The following is a 21,266-nucleotide window of genomic DNA, read 5'->3' as shown; positions in this document are numbered from 1 at the left end:
CCGGCCCCTCAGGCCCGCAGCACGTCGCGGATCGACGGGTCCTTGTCGAACTGCGCTTTCGCGAACGGGCACAGCGCGATCACCTTGGTGTTGTTCGAGCGCACCCAGGCCACCAGCGCGTCGAGCAGCTGGCGGCCCACGCCCTGGCCCTTGAGGCTTTCGTCCACCTCGGTGTGGTCGATGACGATCAGCGTGGGGTTGGTGCGGCTGTAGGTCATCTCGGCGATGCGTTGCGCGCCCTGTTCGACGTAGAAGGCGCCTTTGGAATCCTGTTCCTGGTGCTGGATGGTGTGTTGTGCCATGGGATGGGGGAGGGTGGTTGAGAAAAAGGAAACGGGCTCAGGCCAGCACATCGCGGATCGACGGGTCGCGGCTGAACTGGGCCTTCACGTACGAACAGACGGGCACGACCTTGTTGCCCGTCTCGCGGGCCCAGGCCACCATCGCGTCCTGCAGGTGCTGCGCCACGCCCTGGCCGCGCAGGCTCGGGTCCACGTAGGTGTGGTCCACGACCACCAGCGCAGGGTTGGTGCGGCTGTAGGTCATCTCGCCGACGCGCTGGCCACTGCGCAGGACGTGGAAGGCGCCGCGCGAGCCGCTTTCTTCGTGTTCGATGGCATGTTCCATGGCGGTTCTCCGGTGAAGGTTGCAGGCGTCAGGCTATCACCCGTGCCAATCACCTGTCTGTCGGCGGACACTGACAGGCGCACCGCCGTCTCGGAGTGGGTCGAAAAAAAGCCTGCCAACCCGTGAGGGCTGGCAGGCTTGAAGCCTTGGAGTGGGGGCGCGCTCAGAAATCGTGGCGGATGCCCACGGCGTACAGGCGGTAGTCGCGGGTGGTCACGCCCGCGGCGTTCTCGGTTTCGCCGTCCAGGTAGCCGCCGTACACGCGCGTGCGCTTGGACATGGCGTAGGTCGCGGCCAGGGCGAAGGCCGCGCCCTTGCCGCTGGTGGCGCCGGCGGCGTTCTTGGCCTTGCTGCGCGAGTAGCCGGCGGTCAGCTCCAGGTTGCCCAGCGGCACGCTCACGCCCAGCGCCATCTCGTTGTCCTTGCGGTTGTCGCCGGCCTTGACGTTCTGGTACTGCGCGGAGAGGCGCGCCGGACCGAAGTTGTAGGTGGCGCCGACGGTGGTGTGCTGGCGGTCGTTGACCAACAGCGGCTGGTCTTCGTCCTGGTGGGCGACGCCCAGGTCGAGGTTGCCGGCGCGGTAGCGCGCGCCGATGGCAGTCACCTTGGGTGTGCCGGCCACGTCCTCATCGAGCGCGTAGGTCAGGCCGGCGCTGAAGCCGCCGAAGCTGGGCGAGTCGTAGCGGATCTGGTTGTTCGGGCGGGCGACGTAGGCGGCCAGGCCGGCGCGGTAGGCCTCGACGGCGGAGTTGAACTGCGAGTCGGCCGAGATGTTGTAGGTGTTGCCCAGGTCGAAGATGTCCTTGTAGATGCTGTCGGCCTTGCCCATGCGGACCGAGCCGAAGCCGCCGCTCAGGCCGACCCAGGACTGGCGCGAGAAACCGGCCGCGCCGGTGCCGTCGTCGGCGTTGAATGCCGTCTCGAGCTGGAAGAGGGCCTTGAGTCCGCCGCCCAGGTCTTCGCTGCCGCGCATGCCCCAGCGGCTGTTGGTGAGGTTGCCGCTGTAGAGCTGCGTGGTGCTCACGCCGTTGAGCTTCGTCGCCCCCAGCGAGGCATCGATGCGGCCATAGAGGGTGACGTTCGTTTGCGCCATGGCGCTGCCGGTACAGGCCAGGACGGCCAGAGCCATCAAGCTCTTTTTCATGAGGGATATCTCCTTGTGGTTCGGTCGGAGCCCGTCAGGGCCCCCGCCTTCCACACCGTGCGGAAGGCGGGCGGATTGTAGGCAGAAGAACAAAATTTTCTATCTAAGTAAAAATACCCGGTGTATTTAAAATCATCAGGGTAAACCCCTAAAAAAATGCCCAAAAATGGCGTTGATTCAAGGGATGTGGCGCCTTTACACTGGCGATCGACAAATGATAGATAGCTAAGTATTTTCTTAAATCTGACCAAACCCCTCGATAGGAGATGAGCGATGGAAACGGCTGAAGGCAACCAGTTCTTGACCCAGGTGGGCAAAGGCACACCCATGGGCGAGCTGATGCGGCGGTACTGGCACCCGATTTGCGCGGTGGCCGACATGGACGGCAAGTGGACGAGGCCGGTGCGGCTGCTGGGCGAACGCCTGGTGCTGTTCCGCAACCGCCAGGGCGAACTGGGCCTGATCGCGGAGCGCTGCCCCCACCGGCGCGCGTCGTTCCTGCACGGCATCCCCACGGCCGAGGGCATCCGTTGCCCGTACCACGGCTGGCAGTTCGACGTGGCTGGCAAGTGCATCGAGCAGCCGAACGAGGTCGACAACTGCGCGTTCCGCGACAAGGTGGCCATCGATGCCTATCCGGTGCAGGAGCTGGGTGGCCTCGTGTTCGCCTACCTGGGCCCCCAGCCCGCGCCGCTGCTGCCGCGTTTCGACGGTTTCGTCGCCGGCGGCACGATCCGCATGCTGGGTCGCGCGGAGTTGCCGGTGAACTGGCTTCAGGTGATGGAGAACTCGCTCGATCCGATCCACACCGAGTGGCTGCACGGGCACCACTACGAGTTCCTCAAGGAGCAGGAAGGCATCAAGGTCGCGATCAGCGCCCACCATGTGAAGATCGATTTCCGCGAGTTCGAGTTCGGCATCACGAAGCACCGCCTGCTGGAGGGACATTCGGAGGATGGCGACGACTGGCGCATTGGCCATCCGGTCGTGTTCCCGAACATGCTGGCCGTGGGCAATGGCGACGAGAAGTCGCGCTACTTCTCGTTCCAGATCCGGGTGCCGATGGACGATGAGAACACCTTGCACCTCTGGTACAACGCCTACGTGCCGCCCGAGGGTGTCTCGGTGCCGCAGCGCCTGCTGGACAAGGTGCACACCTACGACGTGCCTTTCAAGGACGACAAAGGCGAGTTCATCGTGGACAACGTGGACGGCCAGGACATGATGGCCTGGATCACCCAGGGCGCGATCGCCGACCGCACCCTGGAGAACCTGGGCGCGTCGGACAAGGGCATCGCCACCTACCGCCGCGTGCTGCGGCGCGAGATCAAGAAGATGCAGCAGGGCCAGGACCCGATCGGCATCGTTCGCGATGCCGCGCGCAACGCCTGCATCGACCTGCCGAACGAGAAGAAGAAGCACCACAACAGCGACGGTTTCGCCAGCTTCATGCTGCGCACCCACGCCAAGTACTCGCCCATCGCACAGGACCTGGTCAACGTGTTCGAGAACCCCAGGCTTCGGGAAGCGACCGAAGCCGCACTGGAAGCGCAGCATGGCTAACCCGGCGCAGACCCGAGGCGGCCTGAGCGCGGAAGACGCCCGGCAGGTGCTCATCGACTCGGGGCTCATCCTCGAGGCCGCGGGCCAGGGCGACCTCACGCGCGGCCACGTGTCGGTGCGCGTGCCCGGCGACCCGACCCACTTCTACATGAAGCCGCACAGCTTCGGCTTCGACGAGATCACCCACGAAAACATCGTCATCTGCAACCTGGATGGCGAGAAGATCGGGGGCGGCGGGCGAAAGCACAGCGAGGTGTACATCCACTCCGAAATCTACAAGGCGCGGCCCGATGTCATGAGCGTGATCCACACGCACCCCACGCACGCCGTGGCCTTTTCGGCCACGGGGCGGACCATGCGGCCGATCAGCCAGCCCAGCGTGGCGTTCCTCGATGGCCTGCCGGTGTACACCGACACCATCGAGCTGATCCGCACGCACGCAATGGGGGCCGGCGTGGCCAAAGCCCTGGGTCCCCACAAGGCCGTGCTGATGAGGAATCATGGTGTGGCGGTGGTGGGCGCCAGCGTCGAGGAGTCGACCATCCTGGCGATCCTGCTGGAGAACGCCTGCGAGATCCAGCTGCTGGCCGACGCGGCCGGTGCCGCCGGGGCCGAGTTCGACCGGGCGTGCATCGAGCGCCTGCACGACACCATCACCAAGACGGAGCAATACACGATCAACTTTGAATACCTGCGACGGCGCGCTATCCGCCAGAAGAGCTGAGAGGCGAGCCATCCAGCCGTTGCGAGCCGCGCCGGGAACACCGCCTGGACCCCATGATGAAGGAGACACAGCAATGAAGAAGATTCTGAAGAAAGTGGTGGCGAGCGCCCTCGTGGTGCTCGGTGCCCAGGGTGCCCTGGCCCAGGGCAGCGTGAGTGAACTGGCCCTGTACCAGGGCCCCGACCGGCAGGCGCGCCTGGTGGAGGCGGCCAAGAAGGAGAACGGGATCACGGTGTACCACTCGTATCCCGCGCTCACCAACGTGATGGCGGCCTTCACCAAGAAGTACGGCATCAAGACCCGCGCCTGGCGCGCAGGCTCGGAGGCCATTCTCCAGCGCGTGATCACGGAGTCGCGCGGCAACCGCTTCGAGGTGGACATCGTCCAGAACAACGCGCCCGAGAACGAGGCGGCCCACCGCGAGAAGCTGCTGCAGGCCGTGCGCTCCCCCTTCACGGCGGAGCTGATCCCTCAGGCCACACCGGCGCACGGCGAGTGGGTCGGCGTCACCCTGGACGTCTGGACCGCGGCCTACAACACCAGCCGCATCACGGAAGCCGAGCTGCCCAAGAGCTACGAGGACCTGCAGGACCCGAAATGGAAAGGGCGCCTGGGCATCGAGGCGAACAACCACGGCTGGTTCGGCACCCTGCTGCTGGAGATGGGCGAGGAGCGCGGGCGCGAGATCTTCAAGAACATCGTGGCCACCAACGGCATCTCCGCCCGCAAGGGGCATTCCCTGTTGACCACCATGGTCGCCTCCGGCGAGGTGCCGCTGGCCCTGACGGTCTACAACTGGAACCCCGAGCAGCTCAAGGCCAAGGGCGCGCCCATCAAGGGTTTCACGCTCAAGCCCGTGATCGCCCAGCCCAGCACCGTGGCCCTGCTGAAGAAGGCGCCGAACCCGGCCTCGGCCATCCTGTTCTACGACTTCATCGTCAGCGAGGAGGGGCAGCGCATCTTGCAGGAGTTCAGCTATGTGACCACGCACAAGAAGCTGCCCCACCCCCTGCGCGACGACGCCCTGCGCTACATCGATCCGGCCAAGGCCATCGACATGCAGAGCGCCTGGCTGACCACCTTTGACGAGATGATCGTCAAGAAAGCCAAGTGATCACCGACATGAGCACTTCGCTGAACGCCGCCGGTGCCCGCCCGGCCAGGGTGCCGCCCTGGCGCAGGCTGGGCGGGGCGCTGAACATGCAGTGGCTGGTGATCGGGGCCTGCCTGCTGGCGGTGGCGTACCTGGCCCTGATGCCGCTGGGCTTCCTGATCTGGCAGAGCTTCTTCACGCCCGACACCGCGGGCGAGGCCTCGCGCTTCACGCTGGAGAACTACGCCCGGGCCTACGGCTCGACCGACACCCTGCACCTCATGGGCAACTCGCTGGTGTTCGCCAGCGGCACGGCGGTGTTCGCCTTTGGCGTGGGCGGCATGCTGGCCTGGATGAACGAGCGCACCAACACGCCTTTCAAGAAGCTGTTCTTCGCGCTCTCGATCATCCCGTTGATCATTCCCGGCATCATGTTCACGATCTCCTGGATCCTGCTGGGCAGCCCGAAGATCGGCCTGATCAACCTGCTGCTGCAGAGCTGGTTCGCCACCGACCACGTGTTCGTCAACGTGTACTCGATCTGGGGAATGATCTGGGTCGAGGGCCTGCACTACTCGCCCATGGCCTTCCTGATGATGACGGCGGCGTTCCGCTCGATGGACCCCTCGCTGGAGGAGTCGGCCCTGATGAGCGGCGCCAGCATCGGCCAGATCTTCTGGCGCGTGACGCTCAAGCTGACCTGGCCGGCGATCTTCGCCTCGATGCTGATCCTGTTCGTGCGCGCCATCGAGGCTTTCGAGGTGCCCGCGCTGCTGGGCATTCCGGTGGGCACGCAGGTGCTGACCTCCGCCATCTACCAGGCGGTGCACCAGTATCCGAGCCAGGTGGGCCTGGCGTCCTCGTACGGCACCACGCTGCTGCTCATCACCACGGCGGGCATCTACCTGCAGTCCCGGCTCACCGGCAAGGGCAGCAAGTACGCCACCGTCACGGGCAAGGGGTTCCGCCCGCGCGTGGTCGACCTGGGCGCCTGGCGCTATGTCACGGCCGCGGTGTTCATCCTGTACTTCGCGCTGATCGTGCTGCTGCCCTTCCTGGTGCTGCTATGGTCGTCGCTGCAGAGCTACTACGCCGTGCCCTCCATGGAAGCGGCGCGCAACATGAGCCTGGACGCCTATCGTTTCCTCTGGGACCACCCGACCATCGCCAACTCGGTGTGGAACAGCCTGCTGCTGGCCTTCGGCAGCGCCACCATCGTGATGCTGATGACCTCGGTGGTGTGCTGGATCGTGATCAAGACCAAACTGCCCGGCCGCTGGCTGCTGGACAACGTGGCCTCCCTGCCGCTGGTCTTCCCGGGCCTGGTGCTGGGCCTGGCGGTGATGGTCTTCTACCTGAATTTCAACATCGGCGTCTACGGCACGCTGTGGATCATGCTGATCGTCTACGTGACGCGGTTCATGCCCTACGGCATGCGCTACAACAGCACGTCGATGCTGCAGATCCACAAGGAGCTGGAGGAATCGGCCCAGATGAGCGGAGCGGGCTGGGGCACGATGTTCTACCGCATCCTCCTGCCCCTGCTCAAGCCGGGCCTGCTGGCCGGCTGGATCTACGTCTTCATCGTTTCGATCCGCGAGCTCTCGGCCTCCATCCTGCTGTACAGCCCGGGCAACGAGGTCATCGCCATCGTGATCTGGGAGCTGTGGGAGAACGGGCAGTTCGTGGAGCTGTCCGCGCTGGGCGTGGTGTTCATCCTGGCCCTGCTGATGCTGGTGATCCTGGCCCAGTACGTGGGACGCCGCTTCGGGGTGAAGGAAATCTGATGAACAAGCAACTGGAGACAAGCACATGCTGCGCGTAAGCAACCTCAACACGCAATACAAGGACAGCCACGGGCGCATCGTCAAGGCGGCGCAGGACATCTCCATCGAGGTGCCCCGGGGCAAACTGTTCACCCTGCTCGGGCCCAGCGGCTGCGGCAAGACCACGACCATGCGCTCGGTGGCCGGCCTGGAGAAACCCGTGTCGGGCAAGATCACGGTGAATGGCCAGCCGGTCTACTGCTCGAGCACCGGCGTCTTCATCGCGCCCAACAAGCGCAACTTCGGCATGGTGTTCCAGTCCTACGCGATCTGGCCGCACATGAACGTGTTCCAGAACGCGGCGTTCCCGCTCGAGGTGGGCTCTAAGAAATTCAGCCGCCGCGAGATCGAGGACAAGGTCATGCGCGTGCTGACGGTGGTGGGCCTGGAGAACTTCGCGGACCGCGAGGCGACCATGCTCTCCGGCGGCCAGCAGCAGCGCCTGGCGCTGGCGCGCGCGCTGGCCATGGAGCCCGAGTTGTTGCTGCTCGACGAGCCGCTGTCCAACCTGGACGCCAAGCTGCGCGAGCGCATGCGCTTCGAACTCAAGCGCCTGCAGCGCGAACTCGGCCTGACCACCATCTACGTCACCCACGACCAGAGCGAGGCGCTGGCGCTGTCGCACGAGATCGCGGTGATGAGCGAAGGCCGCATCCGCCAGATCGGCTCGCCGCGCGACATCTACGAGCGCCCGGCCAACCGCTTCGTGGCCGACTTCGTGGGCCTGACCAACTTCATCGAAGGGGACGTGCGGGCCTGGGTGGGCGAGAACCTGTGCGACGTCAAGACCGGCATCGGCGTGCTGCGGGTCACCGCCTACGAAAAGCTGCCCGTGGGCGCGCGGGTGCTGCTCTCGGTGCGGCCCGAGGACGTGGAGCTCAGCGAACTGGCGCCGGTGGGCGAGAACGTGCTGGCCGCGACGGTCGACGCCAAGGTGTTCCTGGGCGAGTTCATCGACTTTCAGGTCAAACTCGGCGACCGTTCCCTGATGGCGCGCGCGCACCCCTCGCTCAAGACCATGGTGGGTGAGCCCCTGTATGTCAGGATCAACCCCGAAAAATGCATCTGCATCAGCCCGGACTGACGCTTCCATCCACCCCGACCCCGCCTCAAGCCAACCGATCGCCATGTCTCAAGCAGAAAACAACAGGGAAAAAGAAGCCATTGCCGCCGACTGGCGCGGGGTGCTCAACGACGAGCGCCTGGCCCACCTGGTCAAGACCGCGTTCCGCTGCACCTCCAGCAGCCTCTCGCGCCGGCTGAAGCAGCACGATGTGCTCTACGGCCACTGGACCCTGCTGCGCATCCTGTGGCGCGGCGACGGCCTGACGCAGCGCCAGCTCAGCGAGCAGGCCGGCGTGACCGAGCCCTCGACCATCACGGCCCTCAAGGGCATGGAGGCGCAGGGCTATGTCTTCCGCCAGAAGGTGCCGGGCAACAAGAAGAACAACCGCGTCTTCCTCACGCCCAAGGGCGTGGCATTGCGCTCGGCCATCGTCATCTGCGCGGAGGAGGTCAACGCCATCGCCTCGCAGGGCGTGCCGGCCGAGGACCTGGCCACGACGCGGCGCACCCTGCTGGCCATCATCGACAACCTGAGTCGGGACGCCGCCCGGCAGGTGGACGGTGACGACGACCTGGGCCTCGACGGAGAACCGTGATGTCCCTTCCCCTTCGCATCGGCATGCTCGGAATGGGCAATGCCGGGTTGGCCTTCGTCCCTGCGATCGCCCGACACCCCGAATTCGAGCTGGCGGCCTTCGTCGAACCGCACGAAAACGCCCGTCTGGCGGCACAGGCGAAGTACGGTGTGCCGGGCCACGCGACGCTGGCGCAGCTGCTGGCCGAAGGCCCGCGCCTGGACGCGGTCTGCATCGCCTCGCCGACCGAATACCACACGGCCCAGGCGCTGCAGGCCATGGAGGCGGGCCTGCACGTGCTGGTCGAGAAGCCCATGGCCATCGCGCTGGACGACGCGCGGTCCATGGTGCGGGCGGCGCGCGAGCGCGGCGTGGTCCTGCTGGTGGGTCATTCCCACAGCTACGACCTGCCCATCCGCAAGATGCGCGAAGTGATCGCCTCGGGCCGCCTGGGAGGCGTGCGCATGGCCCACAACTGGTGCTTCACCGACTGGATCTACCGCCCGCGCCGCCCTGACGAGCTGGATGCCCGGCAAGGGGGTGGCGTGACGCTGCGCCAGGGTTCGCACCAGTTCGACATCCTGCGGCTGCTGTGCGGCGGCGAGGTTCGCCGCGTGCGCGCCCGCGCCTTCGACCTGGACCGCGGGCGGCGCGCCATCGGCGCGCACTGCGTCTACCTCGATTTCGAGAACGGCGCGGTGGCCACCGCCGTGTACAACGGCTACGGTGGTTTCCAGACCACCGAGATCCTCGGCGGGCTGTCGGAATGGGGCTTCCCCGCCCCCGAGCAGGGCTGGAGCGTGCAGCGCCGCGGCGCCGGCGGCGCGCGCGACGCCGCCGCCGAACTCCAGGCCAAGCAGGCGCGCGCCGGCCAGGTGATTCCGGATCAGGCGCCCTTCCACCCCTTCTTCGGCATCACGTTGGTCAGCTGCGAGGGCGGCGACATCCGGCAGTCGCCACAAGGGCTTCAGGTGTACGACCGCGACGGCGTGGAGGAACTCCGCTTCCCCACCGACCGCAGCCCGCGCGAGCTCGTGCTCGACGAATGGGGCGATGCGATCCGCGGCCGCGCGGCCGCCGTGCACGACGGCCTGTGGGGCATGGCCAACCTGGAAGTGTGTCTGGCGGCCCTCGAGTCCTCCGAGCAGAACGCCGACGTGGCCCTGAACGAACAGAGAGCGGTTCCCGTATGAGCAATGAAGACCTGGCCGTCGCCACGGCCCCGACCCCGTCCACCGTGGACAACGGCTGGATGAGCCTGCAGGTGGTGGGCAAACAGTGCATCGCGAGCGATGTGCACGAGTTCGAACTGGCGCGGGCCGGTGGCGGTGCCTTGCCACCCGCCGAACCCGGCGCCCACATCACGCTGCTCACCCCCAACGGCCTCACGCGGCGCTACTCCGTCTGCAACCGCCCGGGCGAGACGGCGCTCTACCGCATCGCGGTCAAGCGCGAGGCGCAGGGCCTGGGGGGCTCGCGCAGCCTGGTGGACCAGGTGCAGCGGGGGGACCCGGTCTCGGTGTCGCCGCCCGCCAACTACTTCCCGCTGGGCATGGAGGCGCCCTCGTACTGGCTGATCGCCGGTGGCATCGGCATCACGCCCATCCTGTCCATGGCGCGCGCCCTGCGGCAGCGCGGCAGGGCCTTCAAGGTGCTGTACCTCACGCAGATGCCCGAGTCGGCGGCCTACCGCGACGAACTGCTGGCCCCCGATCTGGCGCCGCACGCCACCGTGCACCACAACCACGCCGACCCGGCGCAGCGCTTCGACCTCGCGGCCGCGATGCAGGCCTGCGCGGCCGACGCCCACATCTATTGCTGCGGCCCCCGGCGCCTGATGGACGCGGTGAAGGAACTGGCGCGCGGCCGCCCGAGTGGCACGGTGCATTTCGAGGACTTCGGCACCAGCGAGGTCTCCGATGCGCACACCGACATCCCGTTCAAGGTCCGGCTCTGCAAGACCGGCCAGATGTTCGACGTGCCCTGCGGCAAGACCATCCTGGATGTGCTGCGCGAAGCCAGGGTGCTGGTGCCCAGCTCGTGCGAGAGCGGCACCTGCGGCTCGTGCCGCACCCGGCTCGTGGCCGGTGTGGCCGATCACCGCGACTACGTGCTCGACGAAGACCAGCACGACAGCGAAATCATGATCTGCGTCTCCCGCGCCAAGAGCTCCGTGATCGAAATCGACCTTTGAGAAACCCCACCATGTCCCAACTGCAAATCTCCGTCGCCATGGGCGACTACGACCGCAACCGCGCCCTGTTCGACGGCCGCGTCCAGATCGATGGCTGCGACCCGGTCTACATGCTGCTCAGCCCGGAGGAAATGTTCTTCCGCGCCATGCGCAACCGCGACTTCGACGTCACCGAGCTGTCCTTCTCCAGCTACCTCGTCAAGCACTCGGCCGGTGACAGCCCCTACGTGGCCATCCCGGTCTTTCTCTCGCGCGCGTTCCGGCACACCTCGATCTACGTGCGCAAGGACCGCATCCGGCGCCCCGAGGACTTGAAGGGCTGCCGCATCGGCATCCCCGAGTACCAGCTCACCGCCATCGTCTGGGCCCGCTCGATCCTGCAGGATGATTTCGGCATCCGGCCGGAGGACGTGAAGTGGGTGCGCGGCGGCATCGACACGCCGGGGCGTCCCGAGAAGATCAAGCTGAACCTGCCGCCCGGCGTCGACGTGACGAGCGCGCCGGAAGGCCGCACCATCTCCGACCTGCTCGACCAGGGCGAGATCGATGCCTTCATCGCGCCGCGCCCGCCGAGCGGTCCCGCCCTGAGCAACCCGCAGGTGGGCTGGCTGTTCGACGACCCCACGGCGGCCGCGAAGGACTACTACGCCCGCAAGGGCATCTTCCCCATCATGCACGTGGTCGGTGTGCGCAAGGAGCTGGTGCAGCGGCACCCCTGGTTGCCCGCCGCGCTGTTCAAGGCCTTCAGCGAATCCAAGGCGCGCGCGCTGGAGCTGCTGGCCGACACCTCGGCCACCAAGGTCACGCTGCCGTTCGTGGAGGAGCAGCTCAAGGCCGCGCGCGAACTGCTGGGCAACGATTTCTGGTCCTACGGCGTGGCGCCCAACACCCGGACCCTCGAGGCCTTCCTGCACCACCACCATGCGCAAGGCCTGTCGGCCCGCAAGGTCGAGCTCGCCGAGCTGTTCCACCCGTCGACCTATGAGAGCTACAGCATCTGAGGCCGGCCGCGCCGCCGCCTGCCATGGTCCATCGAATGAGTGAATTCCAGCCCGCCGCCTGGTTGGTGTTCCTGCTGGCGGGGGCGGTCATCGTCCTGGCGGCGGGCATCGTCAAGGGCGCGATGGGCGTGGGCATGGGCATGCTGGCCGTGCCCATGCTGTCCCTCTTCGTGCCGCCGGCCCAGGCCATCGGCCTGATGGTGGTGCCGGTGCTGTGGTCCAACGTGGTCCAGACCATCGAGCGCGGTTCGCCGATCTACAGCGTGAAGCGCTTTCGCTGGTTGATCATGTCGCAGCTGTTGTCCGTCGTGCTCACCGTGCGCCTGACCTCCAGCCTCTCGGCCGACCAGATGAACGTGATGTTCGCCTGCGCGATCCTGGTCTCCGTGCTGCTGATGGCGACCCGGCCCAACGTGCGGATCGCGCCGCGCCACGAGACCGCGGCCAGCGTGCTGGCCGGCATCACGGCCGGTGTGATGGGCGGGGTGTCGTCCCTCACCAGCCCGGTGCTCATCACCTACCTGATGGCGCTGAATCTCAAGCGCGAGGAGTTCATCGGCAGCATCAGCGTCATCTACCTCTTCGGTTCGGTGTTCATGTACTCGGCCATGATCTGGTACGGCCGCTTCGGCGCCTTCGAGCTGCTGGTGTCCTGCGCCACCGTGCTGCCCATGCTGCTCGGGCTCGCGCTGGGCAAGAAGATCCGCTACCGGCTCAGCGAGACGCGCTTTCGCGCGCTGCTGCTGGCCTTTCTGACGGTGCTGGCGACGGTGCTGCTGTTCAAGTGAACCAGGACGCCCTCCCGCCCACGCCCGTGTCCGAACAGGGCCCCCTGGCCTGGAGCGACGAGCTCCTGCTCGGTTACCCACCCATGGACCACCGGCACGAGCAGTTCGTGGCCTGCCTGGGCGACCTGCAGCGCGCGCCCGACGAGATCCTGCTGGTCGCGCTGGAGGCCATGATCGATCACCTGGCCGCGCATTTCGGCGAGGAGGACCGCTGGATGGAAGAGAGCGGGTTTCCGCCCCGCCAGTGCCATGTGGACGAGCACGCGGCCGTGCTCCGCTCGGCCGCCGAGGTGCGCGCTCTGCTGCTGCAGGGCGAGATGGCGCCCTGCCGGCGCCTGGCCGATGCGCTGGAAGACTGGTTCCCCGGCCATGCCACCCACCTCGATTCCGCCCTGGCGCACTGGATGTGCAAGGCCCAGCTGGGCGGCAAGCCGGTGGTCCTGCGGCGACGTTCCTAGCCCCTTTTTCTCTCTCTCTCTCTCCCTTCTCTGCCGACGATGATGGACCTCGACATTCCCCCCACCCAGATCGACGCCGACGTGCAACGCGCCCTGACCGAGGACGTGGGCGCGGGCGATCTCTCCGCCGGCATCGTGCCCGGCGACCGGCGTGCGCGCGCTGTCGTGATCTGCCGGCAGGCCGCTGTGATCTGCGGCGAACCCTGGGTGCGGGCCACGCTGCGCCAGCTGGCCCCGTCTGCCACGGTGACCTGGCGGGTGCCCGACGGCGGGCGTTGCGAACCCGGGCAGGCGATCTTCGAGGTCGAGGGTGGCGCGCGCGAGCTGCTCACCGCCGAACGCACCTGTCTGAACTTCCTGCAGTTCCTCAGCGGCATCGCGACCCGGACGGCGGCCTTCGTCGATCGGGTGCAGGGCACGGCCGCCCGCGTGCTCGACACCCGCAAGACCCTTCCCGGCCTGCGCCAGGCCCAAAAATACGCCGTGCGCTGCGGCGGCGGGCACAACCACCGCATGGGGCTCTTCGATGCGGTGCTGATCAAGGAAAACCACATCCACGCGGCCGGCAGCCTCCCGGCCGCGTTCCGCGCCGCCCAGGCGCTGGCGCCTCAGGCCAGCTTCATCCAGGTCGAGGTGGAAACCCTGGCGCAGCTGGAAGAGGCGCTGGCCATCGGCGTGACCATGGTGCTGCTGGACAACATGCCGCTGGCGTCGGTCCGCCGCGCGGTGGCGATGGCTGGCGGCCGGTGCAGCCTGGAGGTCTCGGGCGGCGTGAACCTGGAGAACATCCGCGCCTATGCCGAGACCGGGGTGGACCGCATCTCGGTGGGCGCGCTGGTCAAGGACGTCACCGCCGCCGACTTTTCCATGCGCTTCGCGGCCTGAGTCCGACCCCCTTGGCGGGGCGCGCGGCTCAGACGTCCTTGAGCACCGGCCCCAGGTCCAGCGTGCTGCGTTGCCCCAGGTCCTTGCGGTGCGCATGCAGCCAGCGGTCCGCCGCTTCGCGCCCCATGGCGTGCAGGTTGGAGAGGAAGGCCCATTGCGTGTTGGTCTTGCTGCCCGCGCCCAGCGCCGCGAGCGAGTCGCCGCCCTCGATCAGGTGCACGCGCAGCCGCTGCACGCGCTGGAACAGCGCGGGGCTGCCGGGTGAGCGCTGCTCGCCGATGACCTGCTTGAGCAGCGCCAGTGTGCGCAGCTCTTTCACCAGGCTGGCGTTGAAGGTCACTTCGTTGATGCGGTCGAGGATGTCGCGCGCGCTGGTGGGCACGCTCTCGCGCTGCGTGGGGTTGATCTGCACCAGCAGCAGGTCGTCGGCGCGGGTCTCGTTGACCAGCGGCAGCAGCGTGGGGTTGCCCGCGTAGCCGCCGTCCCAGTAGGCCTCGCCCTCGATCTCCACCGCCTGGAACAGCAGCGGCAGGCAGGCCGAGGCCAGCACCATGTCGGCCGTGAGTTCCTGCTGGCCGAACACGCGCAGCGCGCCGGTGCGCACCTGCGTGGCGGCAATGAAGAGCTGCGTCTTGTGGCAGCGGCGCGCGCGGTCGAAGTCGATGGTTTCGACCAGGATGTCGCGCAGCGGGTTCAGGTTGAGCGGGTTGAGCTGGTAGGGCGAGAGCGTGTGGCCGAAGGCATCGGCCGCCTGCTGCAGCGGCTCGGTCCAGGGCTTGAGCCAGGGCGCGAGCCAGTCGGTGGCCGGGCCCATGAGCACGCCGATCGGGCTGGTCTGCAGCCGGTGGAAAGGCGAGAGCTCGGCCACGCGCGTCCAGAACTGGCGCAGCACGCGCTGCGCGCCTTCGCGCCCGCCGTCCATGAGGCCCGAGGCCAGCGCCACCGCGTTCATGGCCCCCGCGCTGGTGCCGCTGACGGCGGCGATCTCCAGCGTGTCGTCTTCCAGCAGGCGGTCGAGCACGCCCCAGGTGAAGGCGCCGTGCGAGCCGCCGCCCTGCAGAGCGAGGTCGATCGGGTGTTTGCCGGGGCGGGGGGGCTGGGCCATGGATCACATTGTCAGGGGGGAGGGTGGTGCATTGCACCATGGCCGGGTGACATCGGGCCCGGTCTGGGACAATCGGCGTTTGTTTTCGCGTTCGCATGTCCACCCCCACCCTTGAGCCCTCTTCCGCCGACACCGGCGCATCCGCCGCGCCGGTAGCCGGCCCGCTGGCGCGCGAGGCGATCGCGCTGGCCGCGTTCGACCACGTGGTGGCGCACGCGCCGGGTTACCGCGCGCGGCCGGGCCAGCGCGAGATGGCGGCCCACATCGCGCACACGCTCTCGGGTGTGACCCTGGGCGACGGCGCGGTGGCGAGCGACGCGGCGCTGCCCGCGCGCGGCATCGCGGTGGTGCAGGCGGGCACCGGCGTGGGCAAATCGGCGGCCTACGCGTCCACGGTGATTCCGCTCGCGCTGGCGCAGCAGAAGCGCGTGATCATCAGCACCGCCACGGTGGCGCTGCAGGAACAGCTGATCGCCAAGGACCTGCCCGCGCTGGCCGCCACGCTGCCGCAGCCCTTCAGTTTCGCGCTGGCCAAGGGGCGCGGGCGCTATGTGTGCCGCCTCAAACTGGACCAGCTCAGCGGGGGCGACGCGGCGAGCGCCGACCTGTTCGAAAGCGACGATGGGGGTGGCGACCCCAGCGCGGCCGGCATGGCGGCGCAGGCCGTGGCCTCGGCCGCCGCCGCGGCGCGCTGGCAGGAGCGCGGCGTGCAGTACACCGCCTGGGCCAACGCGCTGGACGGCGGCAGCTGGGACGGCGACCGCGACCGGCTGGACGACCCGCCCGACGGCAGCCTGTGGGCGCCCGTGGCCGCCGAGCGCCACACCTGCACCGCGCGCCACTGCCCCAGCTACAACAGCTGCAGTTACTACCAGGCGCGCGCCAAACTGGCGCAGGCGCAGGTGATCGTCGTCAACCACGACCTGCTGCTCTCCACCCTGGGCCTGCACGCGTTGCCCGCGCCGCAGGACTGCTACCTCGTGTTCGACGAGGCCCACCACCTGGGCTCGGTGGCGCAGGGGCAGTTCACCGCTTCCATGGACCTGATGCGTGGCCACTGGCTGGACAAGCTGCCGCGCGCGGTGGACGAGGTGGCCACCGCGATCGACCACAAGCCCACCATCGATGTGGCCGCGTTCACCAAGGAACTCAAGAGCGCCCAGACCGAGCTGGCGCGGCTCGCGATGCAGCGCATCGGCTCGCTGCCGGCCTGGCTGGACCTCACCGGCCGGTCCGCCGGCCGCTCGCCCGCGCGCGCCGGTGGCGGTTCTTTCAACGACGCCGGCGCGCCGGTGGTGGACCGTTTCGACGGCGGCGTGCTGCCGGCGGAGTGGCTGGAGGTGGTGGGCAAGCTGCACGCCAACGCCAGCAGCCTGCTGAAGGTGTTCGAGGCGCTGGCCACCCAGCTCAAGGCCAATGCGCGCGAGAACCCGGGCGACGCGGCGCGCTGCGCCAAGCTCTACAGCCGCCTGGGCGTGCTCGCGCCGCGCCTGCAGAGCGCGCAGGAAACCGCCAGCTACTGGCAGCAGGCGGCGGGGGACGGGCAGCCGCCCCTGGCCAAGTGGCTGGAGGCCGGTGTGAGCCACGGCCTGGTCACGCTGACCGCGCACGCCTGCCCATTGCAGCCCGGCAGCCTGCTGCGCAACCACCTGTGGAACCAGGTGCGCGCGGCGGTGGTCACCTCGGCCTCGCTCACCACCTGCGGCAGCTTCGATCACTTCCTGCACGAGTCCGGCCTGGCCTGGGACGGCGCGGTGGCCGCGCGCGAGGTGCAGAGCCCGTTCGACCACGCGCGCCAGGGCCGTCTGGTGGTGGTGCAGACCACGGCCGACCCCAAGGACGTGGACGGCTACACGCGCGAGATGCTGGCCCTGCTGATGGCCGACCTGCGCGAGGTCGAGCGCGGCGCGCTGGTGCTGTTCACCTCGCGCGCGCAGATGCGCCAGGCACAGAGCCTGCTGGAGCGCGGCGAACACGGCGCGCTGCGCGATCGCGTGCTGGTGCAGGGCGAGGCCTCGCGCACCGTGCTGTTGCGCCGCCACGCCGAGCGCGTGGCCGAGGGCAAGCCCTCGGTGCTGTTCGGCCTGCAGTCCTTCGGCGAGGGGCTGGACCTGCCCGGCGAGTTGTGCGAATGGGTGTTCATCACCAAGCTGCCCTTCGCCTCGCCGAGCGACCCGGTGGGCCAGGCGCGCGCCGACTGGCTCAAGAGCCAGGGCCGCGACCCGTTCAGCGAACTCGTGGTGCCCGCCACCGGCGCGCGCCTGCTGCAATGGACCGGGCGCGCGCTGCGCACCGAGGCCGACGAGGCGGTGGTCGTTTGTTACGATGCCCGCTTGCTGCGCCAGTCCTACGGACGGCGCATGCTCAAGGGCCTGCCGCCCTACCGGCTGCAGCGCCGCGTGGACGGCGTGCTGACCGAAGCCTGACCTTCCTCACAGAAAGCCCCGCGCATGATCTTCTCCGCCCTCAAACTCATCCACGTGCTGGCCGTCATCCTGTGGGTGGGCGGCATGGCCTTCGCGCACTTCTTTCTGCGCCCCTCGGTGCAGGCGCTGGAGCCGCCGGTGCGCCTGCGCCTGCTGCAGGCCGTGATGAAGCGCTTCTTCTCGGTGGTGCTGTGGGCCTCGCTGGTGGTGCTGGCCACGGGCCTGTGGATGATCGGCCGCACGGCCAAGGAAACGGTGCAGGCCGGCCTGGCCTTCAACATGCCGCTGGACTGGACCATCATGGCCACGCTGGGCATCGTGATGATCCTGATCTTCGGCCACATCCGCTTCGCGCTGTTCAGGCGCCTCACGCGCGCCGTGGCCGCCAGCGACTGGCCCGCGGCCGGCGCGGCCATGGCGTCCATCCGCAGCTGGGTGTTCGTCAACCTGTGCATCGGCGTCGTGATCGTCTGCGTGACGCTGCTGATGGGCTGAACGCCTCCGCCGCGCCGTCATGAGCGTGCCTTCCATGGGGATCTTCCAACGAGGTGGGTGGATGATGGCGTTGCTGACTGCCCTGCTCCAGGGCTGTGCCCTGCCTCCGCTGGAAGGGCGCACCGAATCCCGGGCCCTGGCGCCGGCCGAGGCCGCCGCCACGGCGCTGGGCCGCGTGCTGAGCGCTGACGCGCAGGCCCATCCCGGCGAGTCCGGCATCCTGCCGCTGGCCGATGCGCTGGAGTCGTTCGCGGCGCGCGTGCTGCTGGTGCGCGCGGCCGAGCGCACGCTGGACGTGCAGTACTACATCTGGCGCGACGACATCACCGGCAACCTCTTGCTCAACGCGCTGCGCGAGGCGGCCGACCGCGGCGTGCGCGTGCGCCTGCTGCTGGACGACAACGGCGTGGCCATGGACGGCAAGCTGCTCGCGCTGGACCGGCACCCGGCCATCGAGGTGCGGCTGTTCAACCCGTTCTCCATCCGCCAGCCCAAGGCGCTGGGCTACCTCACGCACTTCAGCCGCGCCAACCGGCGCATGCACAACAAGGCGCTGGTCGCCGACAGCCAGGCCGCCATCATGGGCGGGCGCAACGTGGGCGACGAGTACTTCGGCGCCACCGATGGCGTGCTGTTCGCCGATCTCGACGTGCTGGCCACCGGGGCGGTGGTGCCCGAGCTGTCGGCCGACTTCGACCGCTACTGGGCCAGCGCCTCGGCCTACCCGATCGACCGCATCGTCCCGGCCGGGACGGTGGTGGCGGCACCGGACGCCGCGGTGCAGGCCGAGCGTGATCCGCGCGCCGCGCGCTACCTGCAGGCCCTGCGCGAGTCGCGCTTCGTGTCCGACCTGCTCACGGGGGGCATCGTGCCCCAGTGGGCGCGCGTGGAGATGGTCAGCGACGATCCCCGCAAAGGCCTGGGGCTGGCCGAGAAGGAGGGGCTGGTGACCCACCAGCTGGCCCAGGTGCTGGCGCGCCCGCCGGTGCGCTCGCTGGATCTGATCTCGCCGTACTTCGTGCCCACCGCGGCGGGCGTGGCGGTCTTCGAGCGCCTGGCGGCCAGGGGCGTGCGCGTGCGCATCCTGACGAACGCGCTGGAGGCGACCGACGTGTCGGCCGTGCACTCGGGTTACGCGCGCTACCGCCAGGACCTGCTGCGCGGCGGCATCGAGCTGTATGAGATGCGCCGCAGTGCGGTGGTGATGGGCCGCTCGGGCGTGTTCGGCAGTTCGGGCTCCAGCCTGCACGCCAAGACCTTCGCGCTCGACGGCGAGCGCGTGTTCGTGGGGTCGATGAATTTCGATCCGCGCTCGGCGCACCTGAACACCGAGCTGGGGTTCATCATCGACAGCCCGGCCATGGCGCGCGCGGTCGCCGAGGCCTTCGACCGCGAGGTGCCGGCCACGGCGTACGCGGTGCGGCTCGATGAGCGGGGCGATCTGGTGTGGATCGAACGCCGCGACGGCCAGGAGATCCGCCACACCCACGAGCCGGGCAGCTCACTGGGGCAACGCGCCTGGATCGGCCTGCTGTCGGTGTTGCCGATCGAGTGGCTGCTCTAGCTCGCCGGTGACGGCGGCCGGTTGCCCAGCAGCCGGTGCCACAGACCGGGCAGCGCGGTGGCGAGGTCCGGGCGAGAGCCGTTCAGGGTGGGGCGGTGGCCCCCGTTGGCCCGCTCGGTGTCGGTGCCCAGGTCGAAGCGGAAGGTGTAGTGCGGCTCCTGGCCCATGCGCAGGTCGGTCACGAACAGATGGCCCTCGGTGGCCGACACGCTGTAGAAGCCGTGGGTGAAGGCCGCCATGCGCGCGAGGTAGGGCTCGTTGCGGTGTTGCGCGATCAGGTCCGCGCCGCGCTCATGCACCGTCCAAGTGATCCGCGGGCTGTCGTCCAGCAGCGAGTAGAAGCCCTCGCGGTACTCGGTGGGCGTGGTGGCCACCAGCCGCCAGAGCACGGTGTTGAACGGCGAGGGCGTGACCAGCAGGTGCTCGGCCGCGATGCCGTCGGCCTGCAGGGACGCCTGCGCCACCCGCATGACGTGCTGCTGCGCGCCGACGCTCCAGCCCAGGTAGAGCGTGCTGAGCACCAGCCCGGCGGTGTTCCAGGCCAGGCCGCGCGCGGACTTCAGCCGCAGCGCCGCGACCACGCCCACGATCAGTGGCAGGGTGTAGGCCAGGTCGATGATGAAGACACTGCCCACGGCGAACGGGTAGTCGCTGAACGGCTGCAGCAGCTGTGTGCCGTAGACCGTCATGGTGTCGAGCAGCGGGTGGGTGATGAGCACCAGCCACATCGCCAGCCACCAGCGCCTGAACAGCGCGGCCTCGCCGTGCACGCGCGAGACGATCCAGGCGAGCACCGGCGCGGCCAGCGTGAGCACGAAGAGCGCATGGCTCTCGGCGCGGTGGCGCGTCATGTTGAGGATGGCGTCGCCGTGGTTGATGAAGGCGTCGAGGTCGGGCAGGGTGCCGCCGATGGCGCCCCACAACGCGGCCTTCCACGCGGCGGTGCGCCGGCCCATCACGGCCACGCCCACGGCCGAGCCGAGGGCAATCTGGGTCAATGAATCCATGCGGCGAGCTTAGCCGCCCGGCTTCAAGCCTGCACGGCGATGGGGAAGGTGGCGCGCAGGCCGTCGCTGCCGGGGGTGAAGGGCACGGTGACGGCGGCGCGGGCCTCTTCGTTCATGCGCCGCCAGAGGCCGTCGCGCTCGTTGCCGGGGTCGCCCGCCACGTACAGCTGGGTGGTGAGCAGCTCCTGCCGGTCCAGCCGCACCTTCACGTGGATGTGGGGCGTGCGGCCGGTGTAGGGCACGGGTTTGAGGGTGCGGAAACGGTAGCGCCCATCGCGGCCCACCGTGACCTGGCCGAAGCCCTGGAACGCCGGGTCGGCCCGTCCGCCGTCGCCCGGGTGGTGGTAGCGGCCTTCGTGGTCGCATTGCCAGATCTCCACCACCGCGCCCGCCACCGGCACGCCGGCAAGGTCGGTCACCGTGCCCTCGACCCAGGTCGGCTGGCCCTTGCTGTAGACCGCCTTGCCGTTCTTGAGCAGGTCGGCGTCGCTGTCGGCCGGCAGCGTGACCGGGTAGAACGGGCCTTCGGTCTGGCTCGGCGTGGGCCGCAGGGACTTGCCCTGCGCCAGCGCGGGCGAAAGCCACGCCGGCGCGGCCACGACGGCGGCGCTGGCGATGAGGAGGCGGCGGCGCAGGGGATGGGTGCTCATGCAAGTCTCCTAAGACGGCAGCCTGATTGGAAGGTCTGTCCGAGCGCAAGTTCCACGGTCCGGAACAGCGCGGAAC

21 protein-coding genes are annotated in these 21,266 nt (G+C 68.6%); 15 read left to right on the top strand and 6 right to left on the bottom strand.

Annotated features, from left to right (window positions below; translation table 11 throughout):
• Positions 1–8 precede the first annotated feature (8 nt).
• From AC1Q9M_RS21260 to AC1Q9M_RS21250, 3 genes are all read right to left on the bottom strand, one after another.
• Entirely contained in the window at positions 9–353 is a 345-nt protein-coding gene (locus AC1Q9M_RS21260; RefSeq protein ID WP_382322188.1) for a GNAT family N-acetyltransferase, read from the bottom strand.
• A complete protein-coding gene (locus tag AC1Q9M_RS21255) occupies positions 340–627 on the bottom strand; it encodes a GNAT family N-acetyltransferase (RefSeq protein WP_382322187.1) in 288 nt (95 codons plus the stop codon). The genes AC1Q9M_RS21260 and AC1Q9M_RS21255 overlap by 14 nt, the downstream gene beginning before the upstream one ends.
• A gap of 163 nt (positions 628–790) precedes the next feature.
• The gene (locus tag AC1Q9M_RS21250) at positions 791–1,771 is read right to left on the bottom strand and encodes a porin (protein WP_444687628.1); all 981 of its coding nucleotides are present in this window, start codon (positions 1,769–1,771) and stop codon (positions 791–793) included.
• Between the two features lie 273 nt (positions 1,772–2,044).
• Here AC1Q9M_RS21250 and AC1Q9M_RS21245 point away from each other — a divergent pair, with 273 nt between their 5' ends.
• The 12 genes from AC1Q9M_RS21245 (at position 2,045) to nadC (ending at position 13,943) form a co-directional block, all read left to right on the top strand.
• Positions 2,045–3,334 carry a Rieske 2Fe-2S domain-containing protein gene (locus AC1Q9M_RS21245; protein ID WP_444687627.1) on the top strand — a complete coding sequence of 430 codons (1,290 nt, stop codon included), beginning with the start codon at positions 2,045–2,047 and terminating at the stop codon, positions 3,332–3,334.
• The gene (locus tag AC1Q9M_RS21240; RefSeq protein ID WP_444687626.1) at positions 3,327–4,058 is read left to right on the top strand and encodes a class II aldolase/adducin family protein; all 732 of its coding nucleotides are present in this window, start codon (positions 3,327–3,329) and stop codon (positions 4,056–4,058) included. Before AC1Q9M_RS21245 ends, AC1Q9M_RS21240 begins: the two co-directional genes overlap by 8 nt.
• A 73-nt stretch (positions 4,059–4,131) precedes the next feature.
• On the top strand, positions 4,132–5,172 hold the full coding sequence (locus tag AC1Q9M_RS21235; protein WP_492435625.1) for an ABC transporter substrate-binding protein: 1,041 nt from the start codon (positions 4,132–4,134) through the stop codon (positions 5,170–5,172).
• A gap of 8 nt (positions 5,173–5,180) precedes the next feature.
• Positions 5,181–6,938: an ABC transporter permease gene (locus tag AC1Q9M_RS21230; RefSeq protein WP_492435623.1), complete on the top strand. Its 1,758-nt coding sequence runs from the start codon at positions 5,181–5,183 to the stop codon at positions 6,936–6,938.
• 25 nt (positions 6,939–6,963) lie between these two features.
• Complete coding sequence (locus tag AC1Q9M_RS21225; protein WP_382322180.1) at positions 6,964–8,061, top strand: ABC transporter ATP-binding protein; 1,098 nt, start codon at positions 6,964–6,966, stop codon at positions 8,059–8,061.
• Positions 8,062–8,104: 43 nt separating this feature from the next.
• Positions 8,105–8,638 (top strand): MarR family winged helix-turn-helix transcriptional regulator, encoded by a 534-nt coding sequence (locus tag AC1Q9M_RS21220; protein WP_382153469.1) that lies wholly within the window; start codon positions 8,105–8,107, stop codon positions 8,636–8,638.
• The gene (locus AC1Q9M_RS21215) at positions 8,638–9,810 is read left to right on the top strand and encodes a Gfo/Idh/MocA family protein (protein ID WP_382322179.1); all 1,173 of its coding nucleotides are present in this window, start codon (positions 8,638–8,640) and stop codon (positions 9,808–9,810) included. The genes AC1Q9M_RS21220 and AC1Q9M_RS21215 overlap by 1 nt, the downstream gene beginning before the upstream one ends.
• Positions 9,807–10,811: a PDR/VanB family oxidoreductase gene (locus AC1Q9M_RS21210; RefSeq protein ID WP_382322178.1), complete on the top strand. Its 1,005-nt coding sequence runs from the start codon at positions 9,807–9,809 to the stop codon at positions 10,809–10,811. The genes AC1Q9M_RS21215 and AC1Q9M_RS21210 overlap by 4 nt, the downstream gene beginning before the upstream one ends.
• A gap of 11 nt (positions 10,812–10,822) precedes the next feature.
• Positions 10,823–11,812, top strand: coding sequence for a substrate-binding domain-containing protein (locus AC1Q9M_RS21205; protein ID WP_382322177.1), 990 nt, complete (start codon positions 10,823–10,825; stop codon positions 11,810–11,812).
• A 35-nt stretch (positions 11,813–11,847) separates the two neighbouring features.
• Complete coding sequence (locus tag AC1Q9M_RS21200) at positions 11,848–12,600, top strand: sulfite exporter TauE/SafE family protein (protein ID WP_382322176.1); 753 nt, start codon at positions 11,848–11,850, stop codon at positions 12,598–12,600.
• Entirely contained in the window at positions 12,597–13,058 is a 462-nt protein-coding gene (locus AC1Q9M_RS21195) for a bacteriohemerythrin (RefSeq protein ID WP_444687618.1), read from the top strand. Before AC1Q9M_RS21200 ends, AC1Q9M_RS21195 begins: the two co-directional genes overlap by 4 nt.
• A 39-nt stretch (positions 13,059–13,097) precedes the next feature.
• The gene (gene nadC, locus AC1Q9M_RS21190; protein ID WP_492435619.1) at positions 13,098–13,943 is read left to right on the top strand and encodes a carboxylating nicotinate-nucleotide diphosphorylase; all 846 of its coding nucleotides are present in this window, start codon (positions 13,098–13,100) and stop codon (positions 13,941–13,943) included.
• A gap of 28 nt (positions 13,944–13,971) precedes the next feature.
• Here the strand turns inward: nadC and AC1Q9M_RS21185 are convergent, their stop codons facing one another.
• Positions 13,972–15,048, bottom strand: a complete 1,077-nt coding sequence (locus AC1Q9M_RS21185) for a patatin-like phospholipase family protein (RefSeq protein WP_382322173.1) — start codon at positions 15,046–15,048, stop codon at positions 13,972–13,974.
• A gap of 95 nt (positions 15,049–15,143) precedes the next feature.
• Between AC1Q9M_RS21185 and dinG the strand changes: the two genes are divergently transcribed.
• The 3 genes from dinG (at position 15,144) to AC1Q9M_RS21170 (ending at position 19,533) form a co-directional block, all read left to right on the top strand.
• The gene (dinG, locus tag AC1Q9M_RS21180; RefSeq protein WP_492435616.1) at positions 15,144–17,474 is read left to right on the top strand and encodes an ATP-dependent DNA helicase DinG; all 2,331 of its coding nucleotides are present in this window, start codon (positions 15,144–15,146) and stop codon (positions 17,472–17,474) included.
• A 24-nt stretch (positions 17,475–17,498) separates the two neighbouring features.
• Positions 17,499–17,969: a CopD family protein gene (locus tag AC1Q9M_RS21175; protein ID WP_382322170.1), complete on the top strand. Its 471-nt coding sequence runs from the start codon at positions 17,499–17,501 to the stop codon at positions 17,967–17,969.
• Positions 17,970–18,030: 61 nt separating this feature from the next.
• Positions 18,031–19,533, top strand: a complete 1,503-nt coding sequence (locus tag AC1Q9M_RS21170) for a phospholipase D family protein (RefSeq protein ID WP_492435614.1) — start codon at positions 18,031–18,033, stop codon at positions 19,531–19,533.
• Here AC1Q9M_RS21170 and AC1Q9M_RS21165 read toward each other — a convergent pair.
• Together AC1Q9M_RS21165 and AC1Q9M_RS21160 are read right to left on the bottom strand one after the other, a co-directional pair.
• Entirely contained in the window at positions 19,530–20,540 is a 1,011-nt protein-coding gene (locus AC1Q9M_RS21165) for a metal-dependent hydrolase (RefSeq protein ID WP_492435612.1), read from the bottom strand. The genes AC1Q9M_RS21170 and AC1Q9M_RS21165 overlap by 4 nt on opposite strands.
• A 23-nt stretch (positions 20,541–20,563) precedes the next feature.
• The gene (locus AC1Q9M_RS21160; protein WP_492435610.1) at positions 20,564–21,190 is read right to left on the bottom strand and encodes a dioxygenase family protein; all 627 of its coding nucleotides are present in this window, start codon (positions 21,188–21,190) and stop codon (positions 20,564–20,566) included.
• Positions 21,191–21,266: the final 76 nt, after the last annotated feature.

It is taken from the genome of Hydrogenophaga sp. GW823-FHT04C09 (genome assembly GCF_058796355.1).
The sequence above is the reverse complement of the archived record's forward strand: the minus strand, read 5'-3'. Positions and strand labels throughout refer to the sequence as shown.